The organism is Enterococcus sp. LJL99, assembly GCF_054871725.1.
This window is the reverse complement of the sequence record NZ_JBTXLT010000004.1, coordinates 281566-298881: the sequence shown is the minus strand read 5'-3', so window position 1 is coordinate 298881 and position 17316 is coordinate 281566. Positions and strand designations below refer to the sequence as shown.

14 protein-coding genes and 2 pseudogenes are annotated in these 17316 nt (G+C 35.6%); 4 read left to right on the top strand and 12 right to left on the bottom strand.

The features are described from left to right. The first annotated feature begins 9 nt into the window (after positions 1-9). Positions 10-1311: a PTS sugar transporter subunit IIC gene (locus ACYSNW_RS08635; protein ID WP_461744072.1), complete on the top strand. Its 1302-nt coding sequence runs from the start codon at positions 10-12 to the stop codon at positions 1309-1311. Between the two features lie 119 nt (positions 1312-1430). Here the strand turns inward: ACYSNW_RS08635 and ACYSNW_RS08630 are convergent, their stop codons facing one another. The 9 genes from ACYSNW_RS08630 to ACYSNW_RS08590 all read right to left on the bottom strand — a co-directional run bounded on the left by ACYSNW_RS08630 (position 1431) and on the right by ACYSNW_RS08590 (position 10845). Next, positions 1431-1634 (bottom strand): heavy-metal-associated domain-containing protein, encoded by a 204-nt coding sequence (locus ACYSNW_RS08630; RefSeq protein ID WP_461744070.1) that lies wholly within the window; start codon positions 1632-1634, stop codon positions 1431-1433. Positions 1635-1688: 54 nt separating this feature from the next. Further along, complete coding sequence (locus tag ACYSNW_RS08625) at positions 1689-4151, bottom strand: heavy metal translocating P-type ATPase (RefSeq protein ID WP_461744069.1); 2463 nt, start codon at positions 4149-4151, stop codon at positions 1689-1691. A 21-nt stretch (positions 4152-4172) separates the two neighbouring features. Then, positions 4173-4619: a CopY/TcrY family copper transport repressor gene (locus ACYSNW_RS08620; RefSeq protein ID WP_461744068.1), complete on the bottom strand. Its 447-nt coding sequence runs from the start codon at positions 4617-4619 to the stop codon at positions 4173-4175. Positions 4620-4862: 243 nt separating this feature from the next. Continuing rightward, a complete protein-coding gene (celB, locus tag ACYSNW_RS08615; RefSeq protein WP_461744067.1) occupies positions 4863-6212 on the bottom strand; it encodes a PTS cellobiose transporter subunit IIC in 1350 nt (449 codons plus the stop codon). A gap of 17 nt (positions 6213-6229) precedes the next feature. Then, complete coding sequence (locus ACYSNW_RS08610) at positions 6230-6562, bottom strand: PTS sugar transporter subunit IIB (RefSeq protein ID WP_461744066.1); 333 nt, start codon at positions 6560-6562, stop codon at positions 6230-6232. 29 nt (positions 6563-6591) lie between these two features. After that, entirely contained in the window at positions 6592-7545 is a 954-nt protein-coding gene (locus tag ACYSNW_RS08605; protein WP_461744065.1) for a N(4)-(beta-N-acetylglucosaminyl)-L-asparaginase, read from the bottom strand. Positions 7546-7851: 306 nt separating this feature from the next. Beyond that, the gene (locus ACYSNW_RS08600) at positions 7852-9159 is read right to left on the bottom strand and encodes a M20 family metallopeptidase (RefSeq protein WP_461744115.1); all 1308 of its coding nucleotides are present in this window, start codon (positions 9157-9159) and stop codon (positions 7852-7854) included. Between the two features lie 30 nt (positions 9160-9189). Further along, positions 9190-9918 carry a GntR family transcriptional regulator, LSA1692 subfamily gene (locus tag ACYSNW_RS08595; RefSeq protein WP_461744064.1) on the bottom strand — a complete coding sequence of 243 codons (729 nt, stop codon included), beginning with the start codon at positions 9916-9918 and terminating at the stop codon, positions 9190-9192. Between the two features lie 81 nt (positions 9919-9999). Then, a complete protein-coding gene (locus ACYSNW_RS08590) occupies positions 10000-10845 on the bottom strand; it encodes a YitT family protein (protein WP_461744114.1) in 846 nt (281 codons plus the stop codon). Between the two features lie 214 nt (positions 10846-11059). Between ACYSNW_RS08590 and ACYSNW_RS08585 the strand changes: the two genes are divergently transcribed. The 3 genes from ACYSNW_RS08585 to ACYSNW_RS08575 all read left to right on the top strand — a co-directional run bounded on the left by ACYSNW_RS08585 (position 11060) and on the right by ACYSNW_RS08575 (position 14867). Beyond that, the gene (locus ACYSNW_RS08585) at positions 11060-11833 is read left to right on the top strand and encodes a MurR/RpiR family transcriptional regulator (RefSeq protein ID WP_461744063.1); all 774 of its coding nucleotides are present in this window, start codon (positions 11060-11062) and stop codon (positions 11831-11833) included. Positions 11834-12076: 243 nt separating this feature from the next. Beyond that, entirely contained in the window at positions 12077-13408 is a 1332-nt protein-coding gene (locus ACYSNW_RS08580) for a PTS sugar transporter subunit IIC (RefSeq protein WP_461744062.1), read from the top strand. 28 nt (positions 13409-13436) lie between these two features. Beyond that, entirely contained in the window at positions 13437-14867 is a 1431-nt protein-coding gene (locus tag ACYSNW_RS08575) for a 6-phospho-beta-glucosidase (protein ID WP_461744061.1), read from the top strand. A 415-nt stretch (positions 14868-15282) separates the two neighbouring features. Here ACYSNW_RS08575 and tnpC read toward each other — a convergent pair. The 3 genes and pseudogenes from tnpC to ACYSNW_RS08560 form a co-directional block, all read right to left on the bottom strand. Next, positions 15283-16519: pseudogene (gene tnpC, locus ACYSNW_RS08570) on the bottom strand (IS66 family transposase). A gap of 156 nt (positions 16520-16675) precedes the next feature. Then, positions 16676-16971: pseudogene (gene tnpB, locus ACYSNW_RS08565) on the bottom strand (IS66 family insertion sequence element accessory protein TnpB). 46 nt (positions 16972-17017) lie between these two features. After that, positions 17018-17224: a hypothetical protein gene (locus ACYSNW_RS08560; protein WP_461744060.1), complete on the bottom strand. Its 207-nt coding sequence runs from the start codon at positions 17222-17224 to the stop codon at positions 17018-17020. Positions 17225-17316: the final 92 nt, after the last annotated feature.

Here is a 17316-nt window from a genome sequence, read left to right as displayed (position 1 = left end):
AGTGGAAATATGTTAACAAAATTTACTGATTTTATTGATTCTAAGTTGGCAGGTCCAATGGAAGTACTAGCGAATCAACGGCATTTAAGAGCTATTCGTGACGGTATTATTGCAACTCTTCCTTTAATTATTATTGGGTCGTTTTTCCTTATCGTTGCCTTTCCACCGCTACCAGCTAGTTGGGGAATTTCAAAATTCTTAACTGAAAACGCTGCAACGATTCTTTTACCTTATCGTATGACAATGTATATTATGTCTCTATATGCGACTTTTGGTATTGGTGCTAGTCTAGCTAAGACTTATAAGTTAGATGTTGTTTCTGGGGGAATTTTAGCAACAATCGCATTCTTATTAACATTTATTCCTGTTAATATCCCAGCTGAAGCTTTAGATGCTGCTGGTACAACTGGTTTTGTATTACCAATGGCTAATCTTGGTGGTGGCGGTATGTTTGTTGGTATCATCACATCAATTCTAGCTGTTGAAATCTACAGACTAACAGATAAATCTAAATTTAAAATCACTATGCCTGATCAAGTGCCACCGGCTGTTGCCCGTTCATTTGAATCATTGACACCAACGCTAATCGTTATTTTAGGTATGGCTACAATTACTTATTTCATTGGTTTTGACTGGCATACAGCTATTTCTAAAGTTGTTTCTCCATTAGTAAGTGCAGCTGATACATTACCAAGTGTATTACTATTAATCTTTATGATTACTTTCTTCTGGGTATTTGGTATTCACGGTGTATCCATCATTGGTTCACTTGCTCGTCCAGTTTGGTTACAATTATTAGAAGGTAACACAACTGCTTTAGCATCTGGAGAAGCTTTACCTCATATTGGAGCAGAGCCTTTCTTCCAATGGTTTGTATGGATTGGTGGTTCCGGATGTACAATTGGTTTAGCAATACTGCTAGCATTTACAGCTAAATCTGAGTATGGTTCTAAACTAGGAAAAGCAATCATTACACCGTCTATTTTTAATATCAACGAACCAGTTATTTTTGGTGTACCGATTGTATTAAATCCAATTTTAATGCTTCCATTTATCGTGACACCTATGATTTGCGCAACTATTGCTTGGTTTGCAACTAAAGCAGGTTTAGTTGCTGCAGTTACCGTTACCGCACCTTGGACATTGCCTGGGCCAATTGGAGCATTCTTAGCAACTGGTGGTGACTGGCGTGCAGCTGTTTTAAATGTGATTCTAATAGTTGTTTCTATTATTTGCTACTATCCATTTGTTAAAATTTATGACAAAGATGAATTAGAAAAAGAAAAAGGTGCTGCAGAAGTAGCTAACTAAAAAGCTTTTATACTCTTCCGTCATAATAAAAGAGGGAGCAGTCAGAATATACGCTGACTACTCTCTCTTTTTTGTATAGATTTATTTAGTACTGATATTAGAATAAGTGATCAATTATTCTACGCTCCAACAATAAACTTCGTATCCACTAATGCTTGTTGTAATTCATCTTGTGATAGCTCTCTATCACTTTTAATTACTGCGTTCTTATTTTCTAAGCTGACAGCTACAGATTCAACTCCAGCTATTTTCTCAAAATTTTCTTTTACCTTAGTGACACATCCATCGCATTTCATACCATTAATCGTTACTGTTTTTTCCATCTTCTTTTTCCTTCTTTCAACTTAATTTATTTTCATTGTACTAAAATCGGTGTACTATTTCACTGAAGAGGGCTTAAATCGTTTCAATCTTAAAGCATTTAATAAAACTGAAACCGAACTAAAACTCATTGCAGCTCCGGCAATCATTGGATTCAATAATGGACCGCCAAACAAATGTAGCACGCCCATCGCAACAGGAATTCCTAAAACATTGTATGCAAATGCCCAAAAAAGATTTTCTTTAATATTACGAATCGTCGCTTTACTGAGCTCAATTGCAGTTGGAACATCCATCAAGTCGCTACGCATTAGAACAATATCCGCTGATTCAATGGCGACATCTGTTCCTGAACCAATCGCAATACCAATCGTCGCTTGTGCCAAAGCTGGGGCATCATTGATTCCATCACCAACCATGGCGACTTTTTTTCCTTCATCTTGCAATTTTTTGACTTCAGCAGCTTTATCTTCTGGTAAAACTTCACTTAGAACGCGCTTGATTTCCACTTGTTTCGCAATTGCTTCAGCCGTTCGTTTATTATCACCAGTAATCATAACTACTTCAATCCCCATTTGATGTAATTTTCTAATGGCTTGTAAACTATTCGCTTTAATTGTATCTGCCACAGCAATAATCCCAGCAATTTTTTGATCTTTAGCAATGTACATCGGCGTTTTTCCTTGTTCAGCTAATTCATCGGAAGCAGACACTAAGTCAGCTAAATCAATGCTGTTTTTTTTCATTAATTTTTTATTTCCAAGTAAAAATTGACTGTTTTCAATAGTAACTTCAATCCCATGTCCTGGAATAGCTTGAAAATAATCTGGTTTAACAAACACAAGTTTTTTTTCTTGCGCACGATTGACAATTGCTTCCCCTAAAGGATGTTCAGATCCTTGTTCAGCTGAAGCGGCTAAGCGTAAAAGTTCGTCTTTCTCCATCCCATTAACAGTAATAATATCAGTAACTTTAGGCTTTCCTTCAGTAATCGTTCCCGTTTTATCAAAGACAATAGTTTCAATTTTATGTGTTGTTTCAAGTGCATCACCACTTTTAATTAACACACCATTTTCAGCTCCTTTTCCAGTTCCAACCATAATTGCAGTTGGTGTTGCTAAGCCAAGAGCACACGGACAAGCGATCACAAGTACTGAAATCATAATTGTCAAAGCAAAAATCCATGATTCTTGCCCTAGAAAATACCATGCTAAACCGGAAAAAACGGCTAAAGCAATTACAATCGGTACGAAGACACCGGATATTTTATCCGCCATTTTGGCAATAGGTGCTTTAGAACCTTGCGCATCTTCAACTAATTTAATAATTTGAGCTAACGCTGTGTCTTTTCCAACTTTGGTTGCTTTAAATTCAATGCGTCCATTTTTATTAATACTCGCACCGATTATATTATCACCAACTTTTTTTTCAACAGGGATACTCTCTCCTGTAATCATTGATTCATCAATTGAAGTATTTCCAGTGACCACGATTCCATCTACCGGAATTTTTTCTCCTGGTTTTACAACTACAATGTCGCCGACTTGCACTGTATCAATTGCTAATTCAACTTCTTTTCCATCGCGTATAACACGTGCCGTTTTCGGAGCTAATCCCATCAGTTTTTTTATTGCTTCAGAAGTTTTTCCTTTAGAAACAGCTTCGAAATATTTTCCTAATGTGATCAATGTCAATATAACAGCAGCTGATTCATAATACAAAGCCATCGCGAACTGGTGATCACCAGAAAAAATCATGATTGTTCCATATAAACTATAGAAAAAAGCGGCACTCGTTCCCAAAGCTACTAGTGAGTCCATATTAGGATGTCCTTTAGCTAACGCTTTAAAGCCAACCAGAAAAAAACTTCGACCAAAATAAATAACAGGTAGTGTAAGAATCAATTGTAGTAAAGCAAAATTGGTTGCATGCATCATGGGATCTATCATTTTCGGCAAAGGTAAGCCAATCATATGCCCCATCGCAACATATAGTAATGGAATCGTAAACACAGCAGATAACCAGAAGCGGCGCCACATTCCTTGAATTTGCTCTTGTTTCTTTTCTCGTTCTTTGTCAATCGTTTCATTCGTCCTAATTTCTTCTTCAGCACCATACCCGGCATCCGAAACAGCTGTAATGATCTCTCCAGCAGTTAAAACTGTTGGATCATATGAAACTAGCATTTTCTCTGTCGCTAGATTAACCGTTACTTGTTCCACACCAGATAATTGATTCACTGCTTTTTCAACCGTTTGTGAACAAGAAGCGCAACTCATTCCTTCAATCATAAAACTTTTTTGAATACTATTTTGAATTGCTTGGTAGCCAGCATCTGAAACAGCTTTTTCAATCATCTTCTCTGAAACGGCTTCTTGATCATAGGACACCGTCAATTTTTCTGTTGCCAAGTTTACATTTGCTGTTTTTACTCCTGAAAGATCTGCCACTGCTTTTTCAACTGCTTGCGCGCAAGAAGCACAGCTCATCCCTTCAATCTCAAATGTTTTTGAACTCATGTTTGTCTCTCCTCTTTTCTACTATTCCTTATGTAAATGACATTGACATTGACCAGGTGTACAGTTACACGGAACCTCATCTACTGCTACTTTTCGTTTTTCTTTCAACATTGATTCTATCTTCTCAATATCGGCAAAGCTTAATAAACTATCCGAAATCATTGCTTCAATAACTGTCCCGATTTTTTTACTGCATACTTTACCGAGAATTTCTTGTGAAACTGTTTGGATACTTTGACGTTCTTCTACTAATGGATAATAGATAAATTTATTTCCTAACGGTTTAGTTGCAATCATTTCTTTATCTACTAAACGACTTAATAATGTTTTGACTGTCGTATTTTTCCATTCCGTTTTTTGATTAAGAAGTTGAGTCACTTCTTTGCTCGTTGTTTCGCCTTGAGTCCAAACAACTCGCATAATTTCCCATTCGGCATCTGTGATTGCTAATGAGTGATTTGTATTCATTTCCGCTTCCCTCCTCTATCATACTATTTATTAACGATTACATTTGTAGTCGTTTTTCGTTATAGCTATAGTACCTCTTTATTTTATACTTGTCAATGGATAAACGCTTATTCTATTACTTACACAAAAAAACAGCTCACAATTAAAAGATTTCATTGTGAACTGCGTCGTTTTATCGTTATTATTTTTCATTATTTCCACTAAAAAAGAGAGTTTCTTCCTTTAATAGCTCTATTAGTTTTTTTAGATATCGTCAAAGTCAAATGTATCAAAATCAATTTCTTCATCTTCTATAACTTCTTTTTCATCACGTAGATACTGATCATCCATGACTTTTATGAAAGGATAATAAATAAACATTCCTAGAACAATCAATAAAGCTTGTAAAACTGATGCCTGCCAACCACTTACCAAAAAGCCGGAAATGATTGGTGGGGTGGTCCAAGGTAATTGTAGCCCATTTGTATATGCTACTAATCCCCATTTCATTGCAAAATATGAAATAATAATATTTATAGTAGGGACTAAGGCAAATGGAATCAAAATAATCGGGTTTAAAACGATTGGTAAACCAAAAATAATTGGCTCGTTTATCCCAAAAACACTTGGAACTAAGGAAAGTTGTGATAGCTTTTTGATTCGTTGACTTTTACAAAATAGAACCATTACAAGTACTAAAGACAACGTAGAGCCACCGCCGCCAAATGTAGCAAACATATCTTGGAATTGTCCAGTAATAATATTTGGAATGTGTCGTCCATCTATATTGGCTTGCATATTTTCAACTGATAATGCTCGTAAAACAGGATTAAATACTGCTCCAACTACGCTGCTTCCATTGATTCCAAAAAACCAGAAAAAATGCAAGAACAGATATGCAACAATCATCGCTCCTAATGTGTTTCCTAAACTTAGTAAAGGTGTTTGTAAAAATTTGAAAATTACCTCTTGTAAATTTTCATAAGGAGTTAATGAAACCAACCAATTAACAGCAAACATAATAAAAATAACTACAAAACTTGGAATTAACGCTTCAAATGATTTAACAACAGTTGGAGGAACACCATCAGGCATTTTAATTGTCCAACCACGCTTAATAATTGCAGCAAAAATACGCGTCGATACCAAAGCAATAATCATTCCTAAAAATAAACCGCTTGATCCCATCCATTTTAATGGTAAACTAGCAACATCATAAACTTCCGTACTGTTTTCAGGTGTAAAAGGAGTAGAAAATGGCGTCAGTATAAAAAATGAAACTAATGCTAATGCACCTGATTGCATAGCATCAATATTCAATTGACGTCCTAAACTGTAAGCAATACCAACAACAGCTAAAATAGTCATAACATCAAAACTTGCTGAAGCAGGTACCGAAACTAGCGATTGCCAGTTATCTCCAAGAATTGGCGAAATAATTTCATTCCAATTCGGAATAGGGAAATTAGCAATCAGTAAGAAAAATGAACCTACAATTAGTAACGGTGTTGAAATCAAAAAACCATCTCTAATGGCAATTAAATATTTATTTTCTCCAATAATTTTTGCTAAAGGTGTTAATACTCTTTCCAACCAATCTAAAAATTTTTTCATCAAAGACCCTCCACCCCTTATTTTGTTTTATTTGATTTGATAAGCTTTAATGCCTCTTTTAATGCTTTTTCGCCATCCATCATACCGTAAATTTCTGGCTCAATAACTGCGACTGGAATTCCTTGTGGTGCAAACTGTTCTTTTGTTTTTTCTAATAAAAAACGGACTTGTGGCCCTAAAAGAATTGCAACTGGCTTTTCTTGCTCTACTACTTCTTTCGCTCTTGCAACTGGAAAAGCTGTGATTTGAAGTGGCATATTGTGCTTAGTCACCACTTCCATCATTTTATTGACCATAATACTGGTCGACATCCCGGCATCACAAAATAAATAAATTTGTTTTTTACTCATCGGTTCTCTCCTCCTATTTTCTTAACTTATTAATCAATTGGTGCTTTGATTCGTTTTTCATAGGCATCTAGCCATTCTTGGGTAATTGGTTCAATAATCGTTTGCTGATTTTCACCCATGTTTGCAAGGTAAATAGCTGGTCTTTCTGTATCGGTCGCCACACTAAAGGTAAATTCGACATTTGTTGCAACGCCCCATTCTCCTTGATTATTCATTGCAACTAATGAAAAGGCTCCAGCTTTTCCATAACGTTTCGTCAACTTTTCGTGAAATTCATAAACGGCTTTATCACAAGCGGCTTGAGGTGTATAACCTTCTCCCATCAAGCGCACGATTTCATAAGACAAGCAACCTTTCATTAAATCTTCTCCGAGTCCCGTTGCTGTTGCGCCACCGATTTCACTATCTACATAGAAACCCGAACCAGATAAGGGAGAATCGCCTACGCGTCCAGGTTTTTTCATGAATAAACCAGAGCTTGAAGTCCCAGCAGTCATACTACCTTGTTGATCTAAACAAACGGCTCCAATCGTATCATGCCCATCATAAGGACTTAAATTATTTTTAGCCATTTCTTCAATTCTTTTTTCCCATAAGCGTTTGGCACGATCCGTCAACATGTTTTTGCGTTCAAATCGATTCAACATTGCATATTTGGTTGCTCCTTCGCCGACTCTAAAGCTATTGAATTTCTCATCGCTTAATTTTCGAGCAACCGAGATTGGATTTTTAGTATCTGTGATTCCTGCAACTGCACCGATTTTAAAGGTATCACCATCCATAAAAGCGGCATCCATTTCTAAGATGCCTTCAGCATTTGGTAATCCACCAAAACCAACTGATTTATAATAAGGATAGTCTTCTACCGAACGAATCGTTGATTCGATCGCATCTCCCGATTTTTCTGCTTTTTTTAAAGCCTCACTGGCAGCGACAATCCCATCATGTGCCATGCGCCAAGTTGCTATGATTCCCCAAGGCATCTGCATCAAACTCCTTCTAATTGTTTAAAATTTGTGTTTTTCTATCATTTTTCAAAATAACGGTTTCATCCCTCCTTCATTATATACGATATATACTAGTTTGTATATACTGAATTATTACCGAATTTTAATTTTCAGAACAAAAAAAACACCTGGAAATAGTGCGTTAATCACTTTTTCCAGGTGTTTCGACTCATTTCAACTGAACTATTTTGTCGATACTCACATTATTTTTTTAGAATAGTAACTTTTTAGAATTCAATTGAAATTACTAAAGAAAATACAATTTTCCAGTCGCTCTCTATTCTATTTTTTAGCTAATTCATAAATAGCTCGTGTATAGATTTCTAAGTTTTTTAGCAAATCAGCCAAATCCATATACTCATTTTTATTATGAGCAATTCCTTTTTGACCTGGAAATGACGGACCAAAAGCAACAATATTAGGCATTGATCGCGCATAAGTTGCACCTGTAGTGGTTACTGGCGTCCCATCTAAACCAGTGACTGCTTCGTAAACAGCAGATAGTTTTTTTACATTTTCGTTTTCTTTCGGAAAATTAGTGCTTGGCATACTTCTAATGATTTCTAATTGATAGGACTTAGGCAACACTTTATTGATTCGTTCAATAATTTCTTTTTCCGAAAAAGTCACTGGATAGCGAATCGCAACGGATAGTTCAAATGCTTTTTCGTCATGTTTTAATTCATAAGGAGTTAAAATTAGCTTTCCAGAATCCTCATCCGCAATCGCCAAATTGATCCCTTCACCAAAATGCTTTTCATGAAATGATTGATAAATCCAACGGAAATATGCACGTAAATCGGCAGAAAGAGCTGAATGATCTTGTAATTTTTCAGCGAGTAAAGTGAGTCCATTTAACCCCATTTCAGGCGCATTTGTTGGAGAACGTTTCCCTTTTACAGAAATTTTTTCATTTGTTTCTAGAGTAACTGAAAGCTGATCTGGCACGTGATCTTTCGCTTGGTCCCCCACGATATCACCTATCATAGCAAGTTCAGTTTGTGGAAAAGGTGTGCGAATAGTTACATTTACAATTCCTCTTTCGCCATATACAACTGGATACTTACAATCAGGAGTAAAACCAAAGACAGGTGGACGCTCTTTCTTTAAATAATATGGTAAATCTGCCGAACCACTTTCTTCATCTGTTCCAAAAATAATTCGAACTGTTTTTTTAAGTGGAATTTCAAGGTCTTTTAATAATTTCAATCCATAAAGACAAGCAAAAATTGGTCCCTTATTATCTAAAACACCTCGTCCATAAAGGCGCCCGTCTTTTTCACTCAATGCGAATGGCGGAAAATCCCAACCACTTCCAGCTGCAACGACATCCAAATGACCAACAACGCCAATATACTCTTGATCATTTCCGAACTGAGCATATCCTACAGTATCATCCACAACGGCTGTCTCAAACCCATATTTTTCTGCTAAAGCCAAACCAACAGCTAAAGCTTTACGCGGTTCAATTCCAAACGGAGCATTCGGTTCTGGCGTTCCTTTAACACTGGGAACTGCTAATAATTGATTCAAATCATTTAAAAATTCTGCTTCATTTTGTTTGATCGCTTGTTGTATTTCTTGTTGTATGTTTTTCACTTTACTCACCTTTTTTCATAGTTAATTGATTGAACGATGTAATGTATTTTTAAATGTATATTTGTCCGCTCGATAATATGATTTGTCATATAAGATTGGTGTAGCCGTCATTGAATAAGTAATAGAATTAACTTTTAAAACTGGTTCTCCAATCGCGACCTCTAGTAACGGACTTAGTTTTTCTGGAACTAACATCGCCGCTATTTCTTGGTGAGAATAAGCGATTTCAATTTCTTCTTCGATTAATTTGAATAAAGAGCCTTCTAATTGCTCTTTGGTTACATTTGGTAAATATATTTCTCGAATATATAATTCTTCAACTGTCATAGGTTCATTATCAAAAGATCGTAGACGCACCAAATGATAGACTTCTTCTTTAGGGTTCAATTCTAGCGCTTCACTTACTTTTTCTGGTAATTCAGCAGCCGTTAATAAAGTCAAATCGATAACTTCTGTTTTAGATGTTTTGCCATAAGCTTTGGCTGCTTCAGTAAATCCTTGTAGACCTGCACGTCCACTTTGGATTTTTTGCTGGGACATCACGTAGGTTCCTTTTCCTTTTTGCTTTACCAAAATATTTCTCGAAATCAATTCATCAATAGCCTTTCTGACCGTTAAACGACTGACATCAAACTCTTTTGCTAAATCATATTCTGAAGGTAATCGCTGCGCACTTACATAGATTCCTTTATCTACTTTTTCTTGTATTTGACGTGCAATATCTTGAAAAACACTTTGTTTTTTAGCCATTTTTATTCTCCTATCTACCTGAACGTATTCACACCTTATTTCTATTATAATCTAAACAAATGCTAAGAACTATCTTTACATTTACCACTCGTAAAAAATGGTATTTGTAGACACACCTGATGATATACTTACAAAGGCTTGTTGATCCGATTGTTTCACTGCTTCATTCAATGCGCGCAACTCTTTTTTAGCAACGACCACAACTAACATTTTCTTTTGTTGATGATCAAAAGCACCTTCAACGTCATTGATTACTGTAATGCCACGCTTTAAGGTTTGATGTAAATAATCGATGACTATCTCTGCTTGTTGCGTGACAATCATCACTTGCACTTTTTGCTGTTTAGTATTCACATAATCAACCATTCTTCCGCTGATAAAAACAGAAAGAGCGCTATAAAATGCATATTGCCAGCCATAAAGAAAGCCCGCGAAAAATTGCACAATCAAATTAAATCCAATAAAAACAGTCCCGATACTTTTACCAGTAACTTTTCTGACAATAATACCAACGATATCTAATCCTCCTGTAGAAAAATCACTTTTTAGCGTGATTCCTACTGATAAACCATGAATCACACCACCAAAAATAGCACAGATGACAGGATCAGTCGTGAGTGATACAACGGGAATAATTTTCATGAATATTGACGTAGCAACAACGGCGATAATTGTGTAATACGTAAATTGACGATCAATTTTTAGCCATGAAAGCAATAATAATGGTAAATTAAACAGTAAAACCAATAAAGGAATCGACAATTGTATTCCTTGAGTTGTTTCCATTACCGTCACGATTAATTGTGACAAGCCCGTGATGCCATTCGCATAAATAGTTCCTGGAATCCAAAAAAAATTCAAGGCAATCGATGCTAAAAATGCATATGCTAACGCTACCAATATTTTTTGAGCGGATAAGTACTTGATTTGAATACGCCTCCTTACAACTCATTTCTCTTTCAGTATATACCTAAAAGTATATACTATCAATCAATCTTTTTTGTTTTAGTCGAATAAAACGAAAAAGACTGAATTTTAAATGATTGTTTCTCTTAGTTATTTATTTAGTAAAGTCAGCGAGTTTTCTTATTTTAATGTACAATATTAATAAGATGGCTATATTTATTTAGGAGGGGATTTTTTGTTTGATTTGGAAAAGGTACATTCGCTAAACGATTTAGAAATGATTGTTTATCAATATTTATTAGAAAATACTGAACTGATTCCAACATTAACAATCCGACAACTGTCAGCTAACTGCCATGTATCCACTTCTACGATTTTACGTTTTTGTGCAAAAATGGGTTTTGAGGGATTTTCTGAATTAAAATATAATGTTAAAAAAAATCAGATTCAAAATGCTTCACTTGAAAATTACTATGACCGAACGATACATGTAGACTCCTTTCTCAAAAAAATCAATCGGAAAAATTATCATGAAACACTAAAACCGGCAATCGACTTAATCAAAGATGCTTCACCTATCATTTTTTCTGGTATGAGTACTAGTGGTATTTTAGGAAATTACGGCAGTCGCTATTTTTCAAATATGGGAATCAATGCCCATAGCCTACTAGACCCGTTTACGCCAATCCACTCTCGAGGAATGGAGCAAACCTTAGCTATTATTCTTTCTGTATCTGGCGAAACGAATGAGATGCTTAAACAAGTCAGTGAATTTAAACAAGCTGGTGCAAAAGTTCTAAGCATTACAAATAATGAAAATTCGACCTTAGCGCGATTAGCTGATTACAACATCTCCTACTACATGCCTGAAGAACACTCGATTTATGAAGATCCTTATATCAATATTACCACGCAAATACCGGTGATTGCTTTATTGGAATTGTTGGCCCATCAAACAAGTCAAGAAATTCTTTTGGAAAAGAAGCAACAGAGCAATCCAAAAGAGTAGCCTTTTCCAGCTTAAAAAAAATCTGATGGAACAGAACCCGCTAAATTCTGTTCCATCACTTTGCCACTAATATCATCCTGTGTTGATTTTTGTTTTTTTCCTTGGTACATGTTTCTAAAAAAAGGAAAACGGTTTAAATAAAATGAATAGTCTTTTACAATATTTTTGTAAGCGTATTCCGAATTAAATACCTTACATTAGCACTTATTCAAGTATTTATTTAGACAAAGGAGAGAAGCAAAAATGAACGAATGGATTAATGAGAAAATCTTACCACCTGTATTAAAATTTGTTAATACCAAAGGAATTACTGCTTTACGAAATGGAATGCTGTACACAATGCCCTTTACAATTGTCGGTTCTATTTTTCTACTATTAGCAAATATTCCTTATGAACCTGCTGCAAATTGGGTAACTGAAAGTGGTTTAGCCGTCTACTTTAACCAAGCTTATGGTGCCTCTTTTGCCATCATGTCCCTTTTTGCGGTTATGGGAATTGCTTATTCGTATGTTAAAACAGAAGGTTTTGAAGGTTTGCCAGCAGGAATGATTGCGTTAGTTGTATTTATCCTATTTATGTCCTCTGATATTACCGATGCTGAAAGTGGCGTAACAATTGGTAATATCATCAATAAGGATTGGACTGCAGGCAAAGGAATGATCACTGCAATTTTAGTTGGATTGATTGTTGGCTTGATCTATAGTTGGTTTTTACGTCATGATATTCGAATCAAGCTGCCAGAAGCTGTACCAGAGAATGTAGCAAACTCCTTTACAGCATTAATTCCTGCAGCAGTTATTATTACAGGCGCAATGTTTGTTTATATTTTCTTTGACTTAGTCCTAGACACTACTTTCTTTGATTTTATTTATAAAGTTTTACAATCACCATTACAAGGGGTAACTGATTCACTAGGCGGAGCATTAGTCTTAGGTTCATTGATTCCGTTATTTTGGTTCTTTGGTGTTCACGGCTCTACGATTGTTGGTGGAATTATGGGACCTATCTTGCAAGCCAATTCTTTAGAAAATACCGATATCATTAATTCCGGCAAAGAATTAACGATCGCTAATGGTGGACATATCGTGACCCAACAATTTTTAGACCAATACTTGACAGTCACGGGTGCTGGGATGACGATCGGTTTAGTTATATTTATGGTATTTTTTGCAAAATCAGCTCAATTCAAACAATTAGGAAAATTATCGATTGGTCCGGCTATTTTCAATATCAATGAACCTATCATTTTTGCAACACCAATCGTGATGAATCCAATCATGTTTTTACCGTTTATCTTAACGCCTGTGGTTTCATCAATCATTATGTATTTTGCTTTGTATAGCGGTTTAGTTCCACTATTTACAGCGATTCAAGTACCATGGACTACGCCACCGATTATTTCTGGTTTACTCGTTGGTGGTTGGCAAGCGGCTCTTATGCAAATCGTTGTTTTAGGCTCAAGCTTCTTCATCTACCTACCATTTGCTAGAAAAATGGATGCAATCAATTACGCAGAAGAAACCAATCAACCAATCACAGAAGAATCACTTGAAGCAATTGAACAAAAAAACTAATTATATTATTTGAAAAGGAATGATATTGATGTCTATTTTAAACAAAAATTTTCTGTGGGGTGGCGCGGTTGCTGCTCATCAATTAGAAGGAGGCTGGAATCAAGGTGGCAAAGGAATTAGTGTGGCTGATGTAATGACCGTTGGAGCTAATGGTGTTCCTAGACGAATCACAGATGGTGTACTAGCTAGTGAAAATTATCCAAATCATGAAGCAATCGATTTTTATCATCGTTACAAAGAAGATGTTAAATTATTTGCGGAGCTAGGGTTAAATTGCTTCCGTACCTCAATTGCTTGGACTCGAATTTTTCCAAATGGCGACGAAGCTGAACCTAATGAAGCTGGGCTACAATTCTACGATGATTTGTTTGATGAATGTTTAAAATATGGTATTGAACCGATTGTGACACTTTCGCATTTTGAAATGCCCTACCATTTAGTTACTGAATATGGTGGTTGGCGCAATCGCAAATTAATTGATTTTTTCACAAATTTTGCTCAAGTTTGTTTCGAACGTTATAAGGATAAAGTTACCTACTGGATGACGTTTAACGAAATCAACAATCAAGCCAATTTTGAAGAAGATTTTGCTCCTTTTACAAACTCTGGAATCAAATATACAGAAGATGAAGACCGCGAAAAAACAATGTATCAAGCGGCTCACTATGAATTAGTAGCCAGTTCGCGTGCCGTTAAAATCGGTCATGAAATCAATCCTGATTTCCAAATCGGTTGTATGATTGCAATGTGCCCAATTTATCCTTATTCTTGTGACCCTAAAGATATGATGGCTTCAGTCAGCGCTATGCAAAAACGTTATTGGTTTACTGATGTGCATGTTAGAGGACATTATCCAACCTTTATTACCAAATATTTAGGTCGTAAGAAGTTTGATTTAGATATTACTGAAACTGATTTAGAAGAATTGAAAACTGGTTGTGTGGATTATATTGGTTTCAGTTACTATATGTCCTTTGCAATTAAAGACCATGATAAAGGGCCTGCATTTGATTACGACGAATCAAACGACTTAGTAAAAAATCCGTATGTAGAAGCTTCTGATTGGGGTTGGCAAATCGATCCACTTGGCTTGCGCTACGCAATGAATTGGTTTAATGAACGTTATGAGTTACCTTTATTTATCGTAGAAAATGGTTTTGGCGCAATTGATGAAATCGGTCCTGATCATCAAATCGACGATCAATATCGTATCGATTACCTAAAAGCACATATCGAAATGATGAAAGAAGCTGTTGAATACGATGGTGTTCCTTTACTTGGTTATACACCTTGGGGCTTTATTGATTTAGTTTCTGCTGGAACAGGAGAAATGAAAAAACGTTATGGATTTATTTATGTGGATAAAGACAATGAGGGAAAAGGAACTTTAGAACGCTCAAAGAAAAAATCATTTGATTGGTATAAACAAGTGATTGCAAGTAATGGGGAAGTTTTATAATGTGATGGTCCTTCGTAAAAATAAGTTAGCTCATTTAAACTAGTTTCAAAAATAAAAGAGGAATCTTTTGAATACTTTTTCAAAAAATTCCTCTTTTATTTGCGTGTTCACTTTCCAAGTATTTACTTCATTTTACTTATTTATACAGCTATTCGTAGAAATACTGTAAGCGGGAAGTAATAGGGTATATGTCAAATAGGGATTCACTCATGTATACTAAACAGAGTGAATCCTTTTTTCGTTTATTTACAAGCAAGTTGAACTTGTTTTTCCCAAGGCAAATAAGTTTCAAGTTGGATAGAATTTGAGCAATCCTTAAGATTGTGTAGTTTTTCAAATAAAAACGTTAAGTATTTGGTTGGGTCGACTCCATTAGATTTGGCTATATCGATCAAGCTATAAGAAATATCATTAGCTATTGACCCGCACTTGCTAAAAAATACCAGTTTTTTCTGCCAAACGTCGTTATTCGAATGTTTTGTTCGGCAAGATTATTGGACAGGGCACACCTACCATCTTTTAAAAAGTTCATCATAGCCTACGACTTTGCCCAATTTAAACCCACCCAATACATGAAAGGATTCAATCCAATTCCAAAATTCGTCAAGAACTGGCTGACTCTTTTCTAAGCGAAGATGATACTTCTCTTGTGGTGTGTTCGTTTTGATCTCCCGCTCGATTTGAAAAAGGCGATCACAATAAACAACTCCTTGATCAGCTTTCGATTGGGTGCGTTGGTATCTCTTCGATTCGAAAAATTTTCTTCAAACATAAGTCCAACAATTGACCAGTGGCACCTCGTTAACAGTCCCATACGCACTGTACGCATCGCAATGAAGATAGCCAGAAAAATCGTTCAAGAATTTCTGTGGAACGGAACGATCACGAGTCAATTCATGCTGAAATAAAATGATTGGATGTTTTGCTTGATCGATTGTTCGAAACAACCGGTAGTACGAATGTTGTTTTTCACTAGAAAGAACCCTGTAGTAGGTTTCATCCGCATGAAGTAGTTCTTCTTGAACGAGATGTTCTTTGAGCTTATTCCAAATAGGCTTTAACCATTTTTCTGTACTATTAATAAACCAATTCGCTAAGGTGCGACGTGAAACGGCCAATCCATAATTTGCCCACTCTTTTTCTTGTCGATAAAATGGCAAGCTCATTTCAATCTTTTGGTGATGTAAATGGGCTAGAGGCAAGACTGTGAGTAATGGCTTGCTTAGGAACAGGCGCTTTTTTATGGCATCTGCACCATCTTTTTTACAAGTAAGACATTCATACTCATGCTGATAATAGACTTTTTTATACATCGTTGCAGGAACAAAAATGACTTTTTCATGAACGGACATTTTACCGATAGTATGAAGAGTTGAATTGCACCAATCACACGTGCACTCTTTTCCTTTAAGTTCACAGTGCATTTCTTTTATCGGTAAATCTTTTGTCAATTCAGCTTTATAGCCAATCCTCTTTTTCTGTTTATACTGAATTTCCTCAACTACGTTTTTTTCTTCAGTTGTCTCCGCACAATTAAAAAACGTATCTTCTTCAAATAAATCGACTTTTCCCGCTAAATCACTTGTTTTTTCAGAGGAACGCCCAAATAATTTTTTCGTTAAGAAATCAACTTGTTCTCTCAGAAGAGCCAATTCCTTTGTCAAAGCCTCATTTTGCTTTACTAATTGTTCTTCAAGTTCCGTCAAACTTCTTATCACTTCATTGATTAATTTTTTCTAATAGAATTTCATTTATTACTAATAGAATATCAATCATTACTAATAATGTGTAGATAAATTCACTATTTTTTAATTTAAGATAAATACCTTGGAGTGGCAGTATCTATTTTTTTCCCGTTGATCGATACACAATCCTTCTAACAACCAACGAAGTTGTTGCTGAGTCAAGTCTTTTAGTTCTGACCGTTTTCGTGGCCATTGCAGTTTTCCCGTTTGTAGAGAAGAATAAATCCATCGCCTTCCCAATATAATCCTTTAAATCGATTGGAACGGTTTCCGCAAAATAGAAATAATGCATTGGAATACACGTCCATTTCATATTGATCCATAATAATGGAGACGAGGCCATCGATACCACGTCGCATATCTGTTTTTCCGCAGACGATATAGACAGATTCTAGCTGTTTATAATCAATGATTATGAGAAATCATCCCCTCAAGTGCTGCGTTTAAAATATAATTATTGCAGCCATTGTAAATAGTGAGTTCGATATTGTTCCTTTTAACTTGAAGTGCAACCTTTGGTTGACTAGTAGGAGAGATGTTTTGACTTGCGGATTGTTGTTTGTGTTCATCTGATTTTAAAGTGACTGGGACAATATCTTGAATTTTTTGCATATAAAAAACCTCCAATTACTCTTAGTTGATATAAGAATAACTAAAGGCTCCTTTTTATTAAAGATACTCTATTACTTTCCGCTTACGAAATA

Excerpts from the sequence above, each read along its gene's own strand:
- ACYSNW_RS08575 (WP_461744061.1), top strand. The coding sequence starts at position 13,437 with ATGTCTATTTTAAACAAAAATTTTCTGTGGGGTGGCGCGGTTGCTGCT.
- ACYSNW_RS08605 (WP_461744065.1), bottom strand. The coding sequence starts at position 7,545 with ATGCCTTGGGGAATCATAGCAACTTGGCGCATGGCACATGATGGGATT.
- ACYSNW_RS08580 (WP_461744062.1), top strand. The coding sequence starts at position 12,077 with ATGAACGAATGGATTAATGAGAAAATCTTACCACCTGTATTAAAATTT.
- ACYSNW_RS08635 (WP_461744072.1), top strand. The coding sequence starts at position 10 with ATGTTAACAAAATTTACTGATTTTATTGATTCTAAGTTGGCAGGTCCA.
- ACYSNW_RS08625 (WP_461744069.1), bottom strand. The coding sequence starts at position 4,151 with ATGAGTTCAAAAACATTTGAGATTGAAGGGATGAGCTGTGCTTCTTGC.
- celB (WP_461744067.1), bottom strand. The coding sequence starts at position 6,212 with ATGAAAAAATTTTTAGATTGGTTGGAAAGAGTATTAACACCTTTAGCA.
- ACYSNW_RS08620 (WP_461744068.1), bottom strand. The coding sequence starts at position 4,619 with ATGAATACAAATCACTCATTAGCAATCACAGATGCCGAATGGGAAATT.
- ACYSNW_RS08630 (WP_461744070.1), bottom strand. The coding sequence starts at position 1,634 with ATGGAAAAAACAGTAACGATTAATGGTATGAAATGCGATGGATGTGTC.
- ACYSNW_RS08610 (WP_461744066.1), bottom strand. The coding sequence starts at position 6,562 with ATGAGTAAAAAACAAATTTATTTATTTTGTGATGCCGGGATGTCGACC.
- ACYSNW_RS08560 (WP_461744060.1), bottom strand. The coding sequence starts at position 17,224 with ATGCAAAAAATTCAAGATATTGTCCCAGTCACTTTAAAATCAGATGAA.
- ACYSNW_RS08595 (WP_461744064.1), bottom strand. The coding sequence starts at position 9,918 with ATGGCTAAAAAACAAAGTGTTTTTCAAGATATTGCACGTCAAATACAA.